Origin of the sequence: Sneathiella sp. (assembly GCF_041689005.1) — a bacterium.
In the GTDB taxonomy this organism is placed as follows: Bacteria; Pseudomonadota; Alphaproteobacteria; order Sneathiellales; family Sneathiellaceae; genus Sneathiella.
The window spans coordinates 1-17,297 of record NZ_JBDNHC010000060.1 but is presented as its reverse complement, the minus strand read 5'-3'; the positions used below and the strand labels follow the sequence as shown (position 1 = coordinate 17,297).

The window sequence follows — 17,297 nt, the reverse complement described above, 5'->3', positions numbered from 1 at the left end:
TTTGTAATCATTAATTTGATAGTGGACTTACTTTACTTCGTGGTTGATCCACGTCTCCGGTCAGAAATAAAAAACTAGGAAAGAACTAAGTCATGAAAATAGAACAGACTCTGACATGGTGGGGAAGGTTTGTAGATCACGACGTGACCTATAGCTTTTTACGCTCTCCTGTAACAGTAGCAGCTTCGATAGTCACAATTTTAATGATTGTCGCTGCATTCGGCGCGCCGGTACTCACAAGTTATACTCCATTTGTGCCAGGAAGCCTTAACTTGCTGGATGCTTTTATGCCGCCAGCGTGGGAACCCGGTGGTGTATCTGCGCATTTCCTGGGGACGGACGGTCAAGGAAGAGATATTTTAGCCGCCATCATGTATGGAACTCAGGTGTCCCTGACCGTCGGGCTGCTAAGCGTATTGTTGTCTGTCGCGATCGGCATCCCGCTTGGTATCATCGCCGGTTACTCCGGGGGATGGATCGATACCGCGATAATGAGAATAGCGGATATTCAGCTCACCATTCCACCGATACTAATTGCGTTGATGATAGATGGCGTGACGCGAACGTCGTTGAGTAGTGAGGTCCATGAATTGGTCGCAATTCCGGTGCTGATCGTATCAATAGGGCTTGCCAGCTGGCCTCAATATGCGCGTATTACCCGTAGTGGCGCCATGGTTGAAAGGCGAAAGGACTATATTGCAGCCGCTCAACTTATTCAGACGCCAAACGCACTTATCCTGTTACGCCATATCTTTCCGAACGTCATCGGACCAACTTTAATTGTCGCGACTATCGGTGTTGCCGTCGCAATAATAATTGAGGCGACATTATCCTTCCTGGGCGTAGGTATCCCACCGACAACCCCATCGTTGGGCACGTTAATCCGCATCGGTAACAATTTTCTCTTCTCAGGGGAATGGTGGATAACTTTGTTCCCGGCCTTAATATTGGTGGTGCTGGTCCTTTCGGTCAACCTCATCGGAGACTGGCTGCGCGATACATTCAACCCGAAACTAAGGTAATCGCAATGGCAGTGGTGGACATATCCGATCTTTGTATAGAGTTTCCGACACGCAGAGGGATTCTGAGTGCCGTAGAAAACCTCTCTTTGTCAATCGACGCTGGGGAAATATTAGGAGTTGTAGGAGAGTCGGGCGCAGGCAAGTCTCTTACAGGAAATGCAATTGTCGGGCTATTAGAGCCTCCTGGCCATGTAACAGCTGGCACTATACTTCTCAATGGACGGGATATCACTCATTTGCGGGAACCCGAGATGCGAAAAATCAGGGGCGCGCAGATCGGTGTTATATTTCAAGACCCTCTGACAAGCTTGGACCCTCTTTATACTATTGGCCAACAACTTACCCAGACAATATTGACGCATCTGGATATGACCAGAGCGGAAGCAAAAAGACGTGCTATCGATCTTCTGATTGAAGTTGGTATCCCGGCGCCGGAAAAAAGGTTTGATGCGTATCCACACGAGTTTTCTGGAGGTATGAGGCAAAGGGTGGTCATCGCGCTCGCGTTATGCTGCGAACCTTGCCTTATTATTGCGGATGAACCGACAACAGCGCTCGATGTGTCAGTGCAGGCGCAGATTATTATCTTGTTAAAACGCCTTGCCCGCGAAAAGGGGGTCGCAACGATGCTGGTGACCCATGATATGGGCGTTATTGCCGAAGCTGCTGACAGAGTAGCAGTGATTTATTCCGGCCGGTTGGCGGAAATAGGAACGGTTAGAAGCGTTATTGATAATCCTCAGCACCCTTACACGAAGGGATTAATGGATTCGATCCCCCAAATTGGTCAGAACCTGAAATCACTGCCGAATATTATAGGCTCTATGCCCAGGCTAGATGATAGGCCAACCGGATGTGCGTTCAATCCAAGATGCGCGAAATCAAAGGATATTTGCCGTCATGAAATGCCAAAGATGGTTGCGGCTGGTGACACAGGGCAATCCGTCGCATGTTGGATCTATGCGGAAGGGGATGAATATGTCTAGCGAAGTTATTTTGACAGTAAACAATTTAAAGGTGTATTTTGATGTTTCTTCACCTTTCGTCACACGATTAATCAGTGGGGCACCGAAGCTTATCCTAAAAGCGGTTGACGAGTTAAGTTTTCATATTCGCCGAGGAGAGACATTTTCTCTTGTTGGTGAATCCGGCTGTGGAAAATCAACTGTCGCCAGAGCGGTATCGGGACTGTATCCAGCCACTTCCGGGGACATAATCATAGATGGGCAAAATCTGGCAGAAGTAAAAAGTAAGTCGAAAATAACTGACATTTCGAGACGGATGCAGATGATTTTTCAATCACCCTACGCAAGTCTCGATCCAAGATGGAGAGTTCGCGACATTGTTGCAGAGCCAATAAGAGCTTTCGGACTTGCTAAAAATAAAGGAGATGAAAGATCGCAAGTTGAGAAACTATTAAGGCAGGTAGGCCTTTCTGAAAGAGATGGCGAAAAGTTCCCCCATGAATTTTCTGGCGGACAACGTCAGAGAATTTCAATTGCGCGGGCATTATCAAGTAAGCCGGAATTCTTGATCTGCGATGAACCGACATCGGCATTGGATGTTTCAGTTCAAGCTCAAATTTTGAACCTCATGACAGAACTTCAGGACGAACTTGGACTGACCTATCTGTTTATCAGCCATGATCTTGCAGTTATTGATCATATCTCCGATTGGATCGGGGTAATGTATCTGGGGCGTGTATGTGAGATTACGCCAAAGGCCGCTTTGTTCAGCAACCCTTTGCATCCCTATACGCGATTGCTGTTAGAGACAATACCGGATTTGAAGGGGAATAATGAGCGTAGCCCTCTCGAAGGCGAGGTTCCCAGCCCTATTACACCTCCCAGTGGTTGTACGTTTCACCCAAGGTGCCCCTTTGCGAATGAAAGATGTAAACAAGAAAGGCCGGAATTGATTACGTTGGGTGAGTCGCAAGTTGCGTGTCATGCCGTGGAAGAGAAAAGACTATGATACGGATTGCAGTTGCGGGCTTTCAACATGAGACAAATACCTTTGCGGACGAGAAAGCCGATTTTGAGGCATTTTCGATGTCGAAAGACTGGCCGGCCTTGTGTTCGGGACATGAAATGTTTGAGGCGACGGCCGGATTCCATCTACCGGTGACGGGGGCAATCAATCGGCTATTACGTGAGGATGATGTGGAGATTGTTCCACTATGCTGGGCCTTCGCTGTTCCTTGTGGGGTGGTCACGCGCGATGCATTCGAACGAATTGCCACCTTAATGCTGGACATGCTGTTTGCGTGCGGCACGGTTGATGCCGTTTATTTGGATCTGCATGGGGCGATGGTAACGGAACATTACGATGACGCTGAAGGTGAGCTACTCAGGCGCACAAGAATGTTGACGGGCTCAAACACACCGATTGTTGCAAGTCTCGACTATCATGCGAATGTAACGGAACAGATGGTTGAATTTTCCGACTATCTTGATGTGTACAGAAGCTATCCTCATACAGATATGGGCGAAACTGGAAGTCGAACGGTAGAAATTCTACTGACGCTTCTAAGGAACGAAACCAGATACCATAAGGAGTTCTACAAGACGGACTTTCTGATCCCGCTGAACCTTGGATGCACAACCATAGAACCGTGTAAATCGCTGTTAGGGCTGGATTTGAACTCTGTAAGGGAAAGTCTTGAGCCAAACGGTCATATTTCGTTCGCTGCCGGATTTTCACTTTCCGATATTCATGAGGCAGGCCCGGCGATAATTTCATATAGCTCGGACAAAAATATGGCAAGAAACGCCCTGAACGAATTTAGGCTCGCCCTGCACAACGCAGAAAGCAGTTTTAATGAAGTCGGCGAGAGCGCGGAGGTTGTTGTCGAAAAAGCGATAGAGATAAGCCGCCATATTCAACAACCTGTCGTTATTGCAGATACGCAGGATAACCCCGGTGCAGGTGGTTGTGGTGATACGACAGGGCTATTGAAAGCATTGATTGCTCTGGAGGCTGAAGGCGCGGTCATCGGATTTATTTCTGATGAGCAAGCTGCGAGAAATGCTCATGCAGTTGGAATTGGAAGTGTATTTACCGGCGATATAGGCGGCAAGAAATTTAAAGGAGACAGTCCGGTTAAGGGGACCTTTAAGGTACTTGCCTTGGGGAATGGCGAACTGGTGGGTACGGGCCCTATGTGGTGCGGCGCGCGCATGCAGTTAGGGCCATGCGCGTTGCTGGAATATAAGGGAGTAAAAATTGCCATTTCCAGTAAAACTGTTCAGACCGGCGATGGGGCAATGTTCCGTCATCTGGGTGTTGAGCCTGAAAATACAAATATCATAGCCCTCAAAAGTTCTGTGCATTTTCGGGCAGATTTTGAACGATTTGCAGGCGCGATCTTGATCGCATTGGCACCAGGGCCCGTTGTCGTAGATCCAAGAAAATTGGTTTATCAGAAGCTCAGAGTAGGGATGAGGGTCGGTCCGGGGATTCCATCGATAGATATCAACCATTGAGATAAACGCAGGCGACATCCCAGAGAAAGAAAAATATTGGAGGGAGATATACCCCCTCCAACATAAAGAAGCTTTACTGATTTAGTTCTGTACGAATGATATCTAGCCGCGCAATGACTTGCTCAGCCAAATCAAGAGAATTCTGCTGCACGGATTTGACCCCCTTGTTGGGCGTCCTTGTGTCACTCTCGATCTGCTTCTTGAGAGCTTTGATTTTTTCATTTGTCATCTTGCGAGCCAAGGTAAGTGGGGTGCTTGTATCTTTACCTTTGAAAACTTCCCTAACCGTTTGATTTTCATCTACAGGATCTAAAAGCGCTTCAATTCCATAGTTCCTATGGATATTAATTACATCATATGCTGCGATTGCCCACATATGCTCGTATCTATGCATAAAATTGCGCGTTCCATGTTCGATGCGATCGTATATTTCCTGTGCTTCAGGGTCGGGTTTCTTTAGTATTTTTGCATCCTCTAACCTTTGTGCAGCGGTAGAGAGCAAATCTCTGTATATCTGCATGCATGTAAAACTGCTGGCGACCAAAGTTAAGTAATCGTTAGCAGACTTGAAGCTGAATATATTGGAGTCCTTGCTGTCAGGCTGACCTTGTGAAAGTTCTATAAAGAGGAAATTCTCATATATTGTTTCCCGCATTTCCTGAGACATGTCATATTGCTTTACTTCATTCAGAATGGGCAGCAACTCTGTCGCGTCAATGCCGGCGCTATCACATGCAGACACGACAAGATATTCGCACGCGCGACTTTGCCCGGTGAGAGCTACGTGAGCGAAATACCCTCCACAGCTCAACGCATGGTTCAATTTCTCGCCCGTCAGGAAATATAATTGCATCGCCAGCGATTTGGCATTGGGAACAGGGCAGGTCGTTATGGCGCCGGGTGTCCCGCCGCTAAGATACTTATCCTTTCCCTTCGATGAGCTGTCCACCAGGTTTATGGCTTGGATAATTGGTTTGCTCTCTTCAGGGAGGGCTTGAACAGGAAATTTAGTATCGAACTTGGAAAAATTATCTTTGGTAACTCCGACGTCCAACTCGTCAAGTTCATCCTCAGATTTAGGTAGATCGATCATTGGCCGGTTCATAGATTGAAATACAGCAGGGTCGACTACCTGCTCATGAGCGTTCTCAACAAGTTTGCCGGCAACATATGTGTGGCTGGGCCGACCTACTTCGGCACCAATGTAGCCATCAGTCCCATCTTTGCATTTGTATTTCAAGACTACAGAAGAATGGGGAGACTGGATTTGAAGCACACTGATAATCTGTGACGTCATATCTATCTTGATCCTCCGCCTTGAAGCTGGCAAAACATTGTCCATTAAGTCCGATACGTATTTTTCGACTACTTCTTCATCGGCCAGTTGTTCGTTTGTGAGAGGAGTCAGGCCTTTACTCTCGAGGAGAAAATTAAGGTCATTAAAAGAAACAGGTGCACCATACCCAACATAATATTGCAATATGGAGCTAAGTTCACCCGGTCCTTCTCCGATTAATTCCCCAATTCTTTCTGCAAAAGTCAGGTTTCTTTCGACGTGACTCTCGAGCGAAAACGTCAGAACATTTTCAATAAGCCCTCCTACACAGGCTATCGGATCTGATTGTTGTGCTGGATATGTGATTGTTTCCGGGGTACCGGTAGGCTGGCCGCCTATATTTTTAATGGGAGATATGACGGGCTCGCCAATCTTCTGCCCGTGGATATCGACGACAGCGTCAATTTTCGCGCCAGATCTTTTAAGCGACTCAGTCGTCCTGCTTTCCCGTTCAGAATTCGTGTACAGTCTTTTGTATGTATCCGATAATTTTTCTTGAAACTCTTCCGGAGAAAGAGCCGATCCCAGACGGTCTCCCGTCGGGCCAGTATATTTCAACAGGTTGTAACCGGGAAGGCTGGCTACTTTATATGTCCTGGTTTGAAAAAAAGATATGTTAGTTATTGCGTTAAACGTTGATAGGCGCAGCCCAAGATTACGTTTGAAAGAACTGAAAATTGTTCTTTTTGGCATGATATTATCCTTAATTAATTGAAGTATATATTTTCAAATAAAAGACGATTAACAAAAAAATCAGTGAAAAAATTAAATGATTAACTCATTTTTTTAAATTCTTCATTGGTAAGAACCACACCTTTTGTTGTTAATGTATTATTTGCAGATGCCGCTCCGATATGTTCCGGAAAGACAACGGGGCTGAGAGCTTCGGGAACTTCCTGGTTTACTTTTCGACCCTTCGAAAAATCAGCGGGAAGCTCGGCGGTCAGGATTGGTGTCCAGTCGTAATAGCTGACGTCTGTCGGTATTTTAATCTCTGTTGTTGTATAACTTAAATAATAACCATCAACACCGACGCTTTCTTCTTCCTCCAATATTTTGATTTTGATAGGAGTATCGCTATCAATTTCTTTTTTATTCTGGATAGTCGACAGGGTAAGAAACCCCTCCATGGCTTCTTTCCGATCGAGCCAGCTATCCCCTTCTGCCGCAAATCGAATGGGGGCGTCGTTCAGGCGCCGCAGTTTGACGGCGTCGTCGGAAAATAGGTCGTACAGGGCCTTCTGGCGGAGTGAGGACAGGTCATTAGGGTCCGTCGTGAGTTTTGATAGTTTGATCAAATCCTTCATGTGGGCCATAGAGCTGGAGGTCACATAATCCGGATTTTCGACAACGAAGAGATTAGCGGAAGGGGTGCCACAGATTTTAATGGATTTGGCGAGCCGTGGGTCCAGAACCGGTGCAGAAAGAGACAAATGATCTGACATATCGGTAAGAAGTTCCTCTACTTTAATGCTGTTGTCCTCATTAATACCAAACATGAGGGTCATGAAGTGAGGTGTGCGGTCATGGACGAATGGGAACTGAAGATTGACGCCCAGCATTTCCGACGGTTTCACCCGGTTTAGAAGATAGGCATCCAGTTTGATGCAAAGCGCTTCAAAATTCCGTTCCATAAAGGAAGAGTTTTGCTTATAGATTTCCCCGAAAACGGGCAGTTCTTTTAGTGATGCGGCAATCTTTTCTGCACGGGAGGGAGTGCTGGTATCCCCTTTAGTGAATGACATGAATTCACTGAGTTTTAGGGCGTAATCTTTCTCCTGGTTATTCTTCTTGAGCTCAAGAAGTTCTTTCAGCTTGGCGGTGATAACTTCAGTTTCTATAAAGTGTCCACCGGCTGAAACGACGGCCATGTTGTAGCGGTCTTCTGGCGTCAGCTTGAAGAAGAAACATGCAAATTCGACGTCGGTAAATGAGGGAAGAGATAAATCTGCATTTTCGACACCTTCGAGAACCATTTGCTCTGCTATCTCAGTCAATTCGCCGTCCACATTTCCGTCCACAAACTGACTTTCGAGTTTTTCTTTTGATATGTAACGGGCATTTTTTCTGAATACCGCACGGTACATATTGATGATGTCGTTGTCGGATGAATTGCGCCGTTTTACGTATGCCGCAAACAACTCTCCAGAATTTAGTGCCATCGCCTTTTCCAGCCCAGATTTCGCCAAATAGTTGATGGCTTTATCGGGATTCCACTGGTTGGCTTCATCATCATACAGGAGGCTGACTTCGAACAACCCGTTCCGTGCTCGGGTCGCCACGGATACGGCCATGGGAAATGTGCTGTAGATGTCAGCAGATGTTAGGGGATTGATGTTGAATACCCTGGTCGTATCGTCATTCCCCTGAACAGAGTTGGGATCAACAATAAAAGGCACGGGAACGCCATACTCTTCGCTACGCATTAGAAGAGATGGGCCAGCAGATTTTTCGTATGTTGTTAGCCGTATCAAGTTTGTTTCGTTTGCCAGTCCAAAAAGAACGTCCTGGAAATGGACCTGCCACTTGCTGTGGTGGAAAACTTTTGGATGGGAAACTTTGGCGATGCTCTTTCCTCTGGAAAGGATATTTTTAAATAAATTTCCGGACATAGTAAATGCTCCTATTTGTTTAAATCTATTTATTGGTGTAATTTTAGATATGATATATTTTATTTTTTACTAGGTAATTTCAAATAATTTTTTGTAGATTGGCGGTATTCGGAGAAAATCTTCGAATACCGCCGGAACTGATAGGGAACCTCCAGTAATAGTTTGGAAGTTTATCTATGGTTTTTCTTCGTCATCGCTACTGTTCTCATCGAGTTGATTACTATCGTTATTTTCATTTGAGTCCTCCTTTTCGATATTAGTTGGATCGATGATCAATATCGGGACGTTGGACAGAGAGGACTGAATATTTTGTCCGGTATTCACCGGCTGCAGTTCAATCATCTTTTTGAGGTTGGAATCTATGGACTCATTGAGTTTCTCCGAAGTATCATTTTGTTCGCTTTCATGAATATATGGGAGACTGATGCGAGTGGTTGGGCTGTTCAGTGAGGAAATATGAGGCGTGAAAGCAGTCAATGTATCACTCAACGACGGTAAAGAGAGCAAAATTGGTCGGCTATTGTTGCTCATAGTATTGGTAGATATACGCTGGTTACGTTGCTGAGGATGAGAGTTCGGATTAACACCAACAACCAATGGTATATCGGGAGAGGAGCCGCAACATATTGGTATGACTCGCCCTCTATGGGCGACAACATCGTAATTTGCGGGAAATACGTCTCTTGGTTTCTTGAAACAGCAGTCCCAGATTTTATCCATTTTCCTGCAATTGAAAATAGCTGGAAGCAGGCTCCATATCAGGTTTGGATTGGCCATAAGAAGAAGCATAGCCATTTCCGCCAATATGAACCGTTCCTTTCCATACCAGATAACATCCGTATCCGTATCATAGAAGATTCTGACATAGCTAAGATCAACGAGTTGCCAGGCCCACATTCCCGTCGCGATAACTGCAGCGCTGCCAATAAATCTGCCCGTGATAGATGTCCTCAGGCATTTGATTTTTGCGCAGATTTCTTTGCTCGCGGCTGTCTTGATGCAGCCCGCCCCGGCACTGGCGATTGCCCCTCGAAGTGCGAAGTAACCATAGGTTCCACTACCCAATCCGCCAGAAAATAAGGCAGAGCAATCCCACCCAATGAAGCAGAGGAGAGGGCCAAGAAATACCATGCCAATAATAGTGCTTGTCCCGATTGCTATCCAGGTCATTGCGCAAGGGCCGAGCACTTGAGAGTTATCGGTATTCCTGCAATCATCACAATAGGCGATGCTGCGGAGCGCCGGGCTATTGTTTCGATTGCAATTTGCCAATAACGCCGGCGCGCCAATAAGCATCCCAAACCACACGCCGATGGCGAGACCCCATCTTACGCCATAGGCCACGGCAGAACCAGGAACGGTATCATCGTGATACTGGGCACAAATTGGCACGGCGAGGAAACATACCATACCCATAGTTAAAACCAGACCTGTTCTTTTAAGTTTACGGCCGATGTTGCGGATGAATCCGGATGCCCAGTTTCTAGCGTACTGTGCGCATTCTCGGCAGGCCCCTTGCCCGTCAAAAAAGTTGACGGGATCCGACGGATAGGCATACGGATCCGTACTCATATTTTCTGGGTCCGGCGACAGGAATTTTTTGATTACTGGAGAAAAATATCTTGCGCCAGCGAAGTAGAGGCCGGTTTCATGATCAAATGACATTCCTGCATATGTTATCGTGAAATTATAGGCGCCTTTGCTGTTTTCTAAATCTATTTCACCATGTAAATCAAAGGCTAGAACGGCTGATTTTTGCCCCTTTGCGTCAGTTGTTAAAAGGCTGCTGCCAAGATCATCAAGGTGGATGTAGACGTCTCCCTCTTCACAATACCCATTTCCGTCCAGTTGTTTTGGCAAGGTATATGGCAAAACGGAATTTGTTTTTGGAAATTGCCTGAAGAGAGCAGTTGCCATGTTGTCTTTATCTTTTTGCGTGAACTCTCCAAACACACCGTAAGGACCAGCAACTTTTACAGTTCTTAATACAGTGTTGTCAGATTTTCGGATAATTCTATAATCTGGGGTGACGTCGATTACAACGGTGCCGTCGAGAGAAGCTTTTAGGAACCGGTCTCCGAACAAATCAGTGACAAACTCGATACTTGCTGTTTTCTTTCCGTCTCCCGTTGAGTATTCAGCCAGATTACCAAATGTGTCGAAGGCCAATTCCTGTACAGAAGAACCAGATTTCATACGGGTAATATAGCCGCTGGTATTGTAGGCGACAGACAGCAGACCATCATCGGAACGTGCAACATCGCTTAACTGATAAGCTACTTTATCGGTATCAAACGACATTTTGTCTTTACCGGAAACAACAGCTTGAAGATTGTCGGCAGGGCCGTAATCGAATTGTTTAACGATAGTTTCTTTCTCTGATAAAACCAAAGAAAGCTGGCCGTATTTTTCATAATTAAATGCGTTCGTCGATAGGGGTTTGCCGTCAGTATTGCTGGAGCGCGCGAGAACTTGACCCCCTATGTATCTATCTGGAGAGTACCCTATGGCCAGATAAGGTGTTGTTACTTTTTCTATTGATTTTGTGACCGCGAAGCTATGCAAATTACCGTACATGTCATAATCGCGGAATTCACTGACGCCGTTTCCAAATTGCGCAAACAGTGGCCTTCCGAATGGGTCAAACCCGTCATATTTCACGACAGATTTTTTTGATCCTGCCCACTCAATACCTTTCATGATGCCCAGTTCGTTGTAATCGAACTTCAAAGAGCGCTTACAAGGGAAGGTCCTGGCTGAAATCTGGCCGTCTGCTGTCAGAGTGGAGGCAACAGTTTCTGAATACCCTTTTCCAAGGACGAGCGTCCGTTCTATTTCTCGACCTGAAGGGGCAAATCGAATAATTGTTTGCCATCCGTCGGGGTGCGAAAGCTTGTATCCGGTGCTTCTGTTATCGGAATCGTCAAAATAATCAATCGAATATTGTTTCGGCTTTTTCCTCAAATCCTGAACGGTTATGATTTTGGGTCTTCCTAACCAGTCATAATCACTCTTGAGTATCTCGCCGTTCTTGTACTCTTCTGTAATAAGCAGAGTCTTACCGACCGTACAGCTATTTGTGCCGGTGATAGGGTTCTTTTCTTCAATGCAGGTATCGAAAGAATTCCACTTATAAGTGTATACTTGATTGAGTGGATCCGTTTTTTTGATAACTCTGCCAAGTGCGTCATATTCAAATTTCGTCGGCTTGGAATCCGATTGGTTGTGACTTTCAGTAATTCCCCTTGGGCCGATCACTTGACTAGAAAGTGATTTCAGTCCCCCATTTTTCGAGTTTTGTGTAGTCGTTGTCTCAACCAGGTTGTTGTCCAGTCGTTTCCAGGAATTTTTTATGATTGTTCCATCTGGCTGCCGTTCTTCGGTTATCCTGCCAAAGTCATCCCGCTTCTTTTCGTACCATTTGATTGAGGAAAATTTTATCCCTCTGATTTTCTTGGAAAGATCGCTTGAAGTGGTACGCAATTCATATCGGATGCTCGTCTTGTTTGCGGATGCCGCAGTTTCATAGCTGCTGAACGAAACTTGCCATTTTTTCTTTTCTATTCTCTTTACTTCGATGACTGGTCGGTAAAGTGCATCGACATATAGTCTTACTTCATTTGTCGTTCCTGAAGAATCCACTGTTTTATTGGTTGTAAGACAAAAGAGGTTGAGAAATTTATCAAAAGTTGTTTCGCACTTTGATAACCGGATGAGTTTCTCAAAACTGGTCTGCTTCCAGCTATCAGGATTGCTAAGGTCGAAACCGTGAATCTCGGTCATTTCACCGAATGCGTCATATTTTTGCACGCATATATTGCCGTCAGAACTTGTCGTTCTAACCGGGTTCCCGTGGCGTTTATCTGACTGACTGCTTTCACTTTTAGAGTTCTTGCCGTCCGCAGAAGTCACGGTTGTCGTAAATTTGCTGAAGTCTTCGGAATAGACAGTTTCTGTTGTCGTTCCAATTGTGTCAGTTAGTTTCTTGGTATAGCCAAATTCGTCGAGTTCACTTAACTGTTTATTCGAGTATTGGTTTCCACCAATCAAGGTCTGATGGGAAATCGTTTTGACGTTGCCCCCTGAATCAAATTCGTAGTCGTAAACATCGTCCTTAAGTAGCGTCGAAGAAGAAACTAATGATTTACTATCTGATGTGTCAAATAAACTGGTGCGTTTAGGCAATCGAATATATGGATTAGCTCCGTTTGGCGCTTCTTGAAGTTCGAATACTGCAGTTGTATCCGGCATATGAATCCTGGAGATATTTCCCTCGGAATCATACTGGTATTCCGTTGTCGTTGAGATCAGGAGCGCCTCCTCAAAATAGGTTTCGTCGACTTTTTTACTTTTTAGCGACACGCCCGTTTTGTGATTGAGGTGCTCATAAAAAGACCGGTTGGTTATAATGTGACAGTTGGTTTCCCCGCCGTCTAATTCGGTGACAGGAATCTCAGTACCATTCTCTCCAGACGGGGTCCTGGTCGCATTGCAAATTTTACCTTCTTCATCAAGGTTAACTGTACCGTTAGATGATCCGCTATATTTGTAATACTCTCCTTGGCTCTCCGCACAGTCCCAGATGACAAGCTCTCGCGCATAACAAGTACCATCAGAAGATCTTATTAGTTTGTCTACGTTGACGATCCGCTCATATGTTGCTGGTTTGCTGGAGAGCCCACCCACAACAATGGAAGATTGGGATAATATGCCCTTCAAATCCGTATCGGTCTGATAGCTATTTACAAATCTGAGGCCCGTCGTTTCCGTAATACCAGTAAGCATATTTTTATCGGAATTTGAGGAGCCCCAGGTGAGCTGGATAACAGGCTTAACATAGACTGTAGATGGATCCTCAGCGTCAACAGCAGAAATCTGAATTGAAGAAACAGCACCGTTTTCATGCTGAAAGTCATAGGATTGGACATGATTGCCGTTGTGCAAAGTCTTGATCGATGTCAAGTATCCTTTTAAATTTTCTCCATATTCGAGAATTATAGTTCCAAATTGATTTTTACGGGTTCCATATGAGATGGAGATGGGTCTGATCTGATTGTCATATTTGTAAATTATACAATTGCCATAAGCATCTTCTTTTCTCGTTATTTGATAGCTGCTCGACTTTTCGGCCTTTCCCGATACTTTTGAGAAGAAAGCCTTATTTCCTGCATGGTCGAATACCGTGAGGTCACCGTTAGGGGATTGCTCTGAGAGAACGTGATTTCCATCGACGAAGATTTTTCCTTCGCCTCGTTGCAACGCTACTGGAATACCGTCAATCTTCCAGCCCGCCGATATTATCGAGGGTTCTTCTGTTTGTGTACTTGAATAGAAAATGGTCAGTCCGGGCTGTATCATTCGTACACCCGGAGGAGCATCTATCTTGAGTGCGTAAGTAGCTGAGCCATCTATTTTACTAATATGAAAGTTACCGGCGGGTCGACTCCATATTTTTATTTGTGAATTCATCATTTTTCCTCTGAAAATATCGCAAATAATTATTTATACTATGAAGACGAATACATTTTTCCTTTGTGAATTTAGGGTCAGGACTCATTAAATCCACCAAATTACGATAGCGGCGATACATATTGCAGAGAAGAAGGTATGGGCGCATCGGTCATAGCGCGTAGCGATGCGCCTCCAGTCTTAATGCCCTTGGCTTTCAGAGCCTCTCTGAACTCATCGCTGTCATAGCCTTTATCGTTTATCTCCAATCAGATAACTGGCCGTTTCCGGAAGCGCCGGATAGAGGAGCTTTGCGCCAATATGGTCACTGGTCTGACCTGCCGTCAGACACATCATCACAGGTCGCCCCTGCCCGTCACAGATGGCGTGCAATTTGGAATTTAATCCACCCTTGGTGCGCCCGATATGACGGGGAACATCCCCTTTTTAAGCAGGCTGGCCGCCGTTCGGCGGGCTTTGAGATGGGTGGCATCAATCTGAAGCTGCACCGGGACGCCGTCGCCTGCTGCAAGCTGGGCAAATATCCGGTCAAACACTCCCATCCGGCTCCAGCGAATGAAGCGATTATATAATGTCTTGTAAGATCCATGCGCCAACGGGGCATCACACCAGCGGAGCCCATTGCGGATGACATGAATAATCCCCGATAAGACGCGTCTGTCATCAACCCGGAGCCTACCATGGGACATCGGAAAATACGGCTTCAGCCGATCAGGTTGGCGGGCGCTCAGGTAATACAGATGGCTCATAAAACACGTCCTTCATCAAAAGAACTGTGAATCACAAAATCGTTTCATCTGCAAGAAATTTAATGGGTCCTGACCCTGGGATGTGTTGACAAAAAGGATTCCCAAATTGTTTAAACTGTGATTCAAGATAGCTTTGTACTGGAGGCTATTTTGATCCATGGTTTGATGAGTGATGAAGAATGGGATTGTTTCGCGCCGTTTGTGGTTGGGCGCGGCCAGCATAGCGGTCGTCGTCCGCGCGATCACCGTCTTGTTCTGGACGGTATTTTCTGGATCGCGCGGACGGGGGCGGGGTGGCGCGATCTGCCGGATTATTTTGGCAAATGGTCCTCGGTTTACCGTCAGTTTCGCCGATGGACCCTGGCAGGGCTCTGGCAAACCCTGCTGGAAACGCTGAATGACAGCAGCGAAGGGAAGCCGTCTCTGCAAATGATCGACAGCACCATCATCCGGGCCCATCAGTGTGCTGCCGGCGCTAAAGGGGGACTCACAGACAGGGTCTTGGGCGCTCAAAAGGTGGCTTTACGTCGAAAATACATCTGAGAACCAATGGCATGGGATTGCCCATAGCCGCGTCCCTGTCTGGCGGAGAGACATCCGACTTTAAAGGCTATATCCCCGTGATGGAGGCCGGTGGTCCGCCGCCAAAAGTTCTGCTTGGCGACTAGGGCTATGATGCCAACTTTATTCGCGAAGATATGGAAAAGCGGGGCGGTATCGCCATTATTCCAATGAAACGCAACCGTAAAACCCAAATCCCTGTCGATGGTCACATCTATGCGTTGCGCAATCGCATCGAGCGCTGCTTCAACAAACTCAAAAACGCCCGAAGGCTCGCAACCCGATACGATAAAACTGCCGAAAGTTACCTCGGCTTCGTACATATCACTTCAATTCGACTATGGCTCCGTGAATTTGTCAACAAAACCTAGTATATTTCCGTTATGTGTCCCGAATTCTGTTTTCAATCTGCGAATAAACGTGATCATTGGAACGTATTTTAAGGCTACCAGAACAACTGGTCATTCCGCATTGTCCGCCTTAATCCCGATATATCCCGGAAGAATACCTACATCCGTGGAATAATAACTAAAGCAGGAGCACTGATTCCGTGAACTCATATTAATGATTAAAATTAATCGTAAATATTTGTGTCGGAAAAGATGTAAGAACATATTGTAAACAAACTCATAAATTCATTTTAATTCAAATAGATAAAAATAATTTGCAAAAAAGAACAAAACATGTACATTGAACCAAGTTGCATCCGGGATTGACCTATGGAATAAGGGGGTATCGATGGTACAGACAGCACTGAAACTCGTTGAAGCAGGTGGTATGGATAAGAAAAAAGCGTTGGAAGCGGCAATGAGCCAGATTGATCGGGCCTTTGGCAAGGGATCGGTTATGAAGCTGGGCCAACAGGAAGCTCTGGATGTGGCTTCCATTCCCACGGGGTCACTCGGCCTTGACATAGGTCTCGGCATTGGCGGGCTGCCCAAGGGCCGCGTGATTGAGATTTATGGCCCGGAAAGTTCCGGCAAGACGACGCTTGCCCTGCATGTCATTGCAGAAGCACAGAAAAATGGCGGCACTTGCGCCTTTATCGATGTGGAACATGCGCTGGATCCAGTCTATGCCCGGAAACTTGGCGTGGATGTGGATGAATTGCTGATTTCGCAACCTGATACCGGTGAGCAGTCGCTTGAGATTACCGATACGCTTGTCCGGTCCGGCGCCATAGACGTGCTGGTGGTTGACAGTGTGGCGGCGCTGGTGCCGCAGGCGGAGTTGGAAGGCGAAATGGGGGATACCCATGTCGGGCTGCAGGCGCGTCTGATGAGTCAGGCCCTCCGCAAACTGACGGGATCGATATCGCGCTCCCATTGCATGGTTATTTTTATCAACCAGATCCGGATGAAAATCGGGGTTATGTTTGGCAGCCCGGAAACGACGTCCGGCGGTAATGCCCTTAAATTCTATGCCTCTGTCCGGCTTGATATTCGACGCATTGGCCAGATCAAGATCAAGGATGATATCGTTGGTAACCAGACCCGGGTCAAGGTGGTGAAAAATAAGGTCGCTCCGCCCTTCAAGATTGTCGAGTTTGATATCATGTATGGCGAAGGAATCTCAAAAACCGGTGAAATCCTCGATCTTGGCGTCAAGGCGGAGATTGTCGAGAAATCTGGTTCCTGGTATTCCTATGACAGCCAGCGGATCGGGCAGGGCCGGGAACAGGCAAAAATCTTCCTGAAGGAAAATCCTGAAATGGCCAAGGAAATTGAGAAGAAAATCCTTGCCAATGCTGGGGTTATAGCCGAAGCCATTCAAGGAACCCCGGAGAGTGATCCGGAGGAAAATACCCTCGCCGACGATTAACCCCTGATTTTACGGAAAAAAAGCCGGCCCCGGAGGGTCGGCTTTTTTGTGCGGGTTATGCGCCTTTATGCAGGATATAGCTGGTGACCTCGTCGATTAGGCCATCTCTTTTTGCAGATTTCTATCGAGCGCATCGAGGAACTGGTTAGTCGTCAACCAGGGCTGGTCCGGTCCGACGAGAAGTGCCAGGTCTTTCGTCATTTCACCGCTTTCAACAGTTGCGACGCAGACCCTTTCAACGG

The 17,297-nt window shown here is 46.3% G+C and carries 8 protein-coding genes and 3 pseudogenes; 6 read left to right on the top strand and 5 right to left on the bottom strand.

What is annotated here, in order from left to right:
• Positions 1-92 precede the first annotated feature (92 nt).
• Genes ACESNI_RS06900 through ACESNI_RS06885 form a run of 4 tightly spaced genes read left to right on the top strand, consistent with a single transcriptional unit; the run spans position 93 to position 4,507 of the window.
• Complete coding sequence (locus tag ACESNI_RS06900; RefSeq protein WP_373085808.1) at positions 93-1,022, top strand: ABC transporter permease; 930 nt, start codon at positions 93-95, stop codon at positions 1,020-1,022.
• Positions 1,023-1,027: 5 nt separating this feature from the next.
• On the top strand, positions 1,028-2,008 hold the full coding sequence (locus ACESNI_RS06895) for an ABC transporter ATP-binding protein (protein ID WP_373085807.1): 981 nt from the start codon (positions 1,028-1,030) through the stop codon (positions 2,006-2,008).
• On the top strand, positions 2,001-2,996 hold the full coding sequence (locus tag ACESNI_RS06890) for an ABC transporter ATP-binding protein (RefSeq protein ID WP_373085806.1): 996 nt from the start codon (positions 2,001-2,003) through the stop codon (positions 2,994-2,996). Before ACESNI_RS06895 ends, ACESNI_RS06890 begins: the two co-directional genes overlap by 8 nt.
• Positions 2,993-4,507 carry a M81 family metallopeptidase gene (locus ACESNI_RS06885; RefSeq protein WP_373085805.1) on the top strand — a complete coding sequence of 505 codons (1,515 nt, stop codon included), beginning with the start codon at positions 2,993-2,995 and terminating at the stop codon, positions 4,505-4,507. Before ACESNI_RS06890 ends, ACESNI_RS06885 begins: the two co-directional genes overlap by 4 nt.
• A 73-nt stretch (positions 4,508-4,580) precedes the next feature.
• Here ACESNI_RS06885 and ACESNI_RS06880 read toward each other — a convergent pair whose 3' ends face one another.
• From ACESNI_RS06880 to ACESNI_RS06865, 4 genes and pseudogenes are all read right to left on the bottom strand, one after another.
• Positions 4,581-6,536: a hypothetical protein gene (locus ACESNI_RS06880; protein ID WP_373085804.1), complete on the bottom strand. Its 1,956-nt coding sequence runs from the start codon at positions 6,534-6,536 to the stop codon at positions 4,581-4,583.
• An 80-nt stretch (positions 6,537-6,616) separates the two neighbouring features.
• Complete coding sequence (locus tag ACESNI_RS06875; RefSeq protein WP_373085803.1) at positions 6,617-8,455, bottom strand: hypothetical protein; 1,839 nt, start codon at positions 8,453-8,455, stop codon at positions 6,617-6,619.
• Positions 8,456-8,629: 174 nt separating this feature from the next.
• Positions 8,630-13,927: an RHS repeat-associated core domain-containing protein gene (locus ACESNI_RS06870; RefSeq protein ID WP_373085802.1), complete on the bottom strand. Its 5,298-nt coding sequence runs from the start codon at positions 13,925-13,927 to the stop codon at positions 8,630-8,632.
• Positions 13,928-14,011: 84 nt separating this feature from the next.
• Positions 14,012-14,673, bottom strand: a pseudogene (locus ACESNI_RS06865) (IS5 family transposase).
• A gap of 165 nt (positions 14,674-14,838) precedes the next feature.
• On the opposite strand from ACESNI_RS06865, the pseudogene ACESNI_RS06860 reads away from it, so the two are divergent.
• Positions 14,839-15,605, top strand: a pseudogene (locus tag ACESNI_RS06860) (IS5 family transposase).
• Between the two features lie 367 nt (positions 15,606-15,972).
• Positions 15,973-17,055: a recombinase RecA gene (recA, locus tag ACESNI_RS06855; RefSeq protein ID WP_373085801.1), complete on the top strand. Its 1,083-nt coding sequence runs from the start codon at positions 15,973-15,975 to the stop codon at positions 17,053-17,055.
• A 96-nt stretch (positions 17,056-17,151) separates the two neighbouring features.
• Here recA and ACESNI_RS06850 read toward each other — a convergent pair.
• A pseudogene (locus ACESNI_RS06850) lies at positions 17,152-17,297 on the bottom strand (NADP-dependent isocitrate dehydrogenase); the annotation flags it as partial.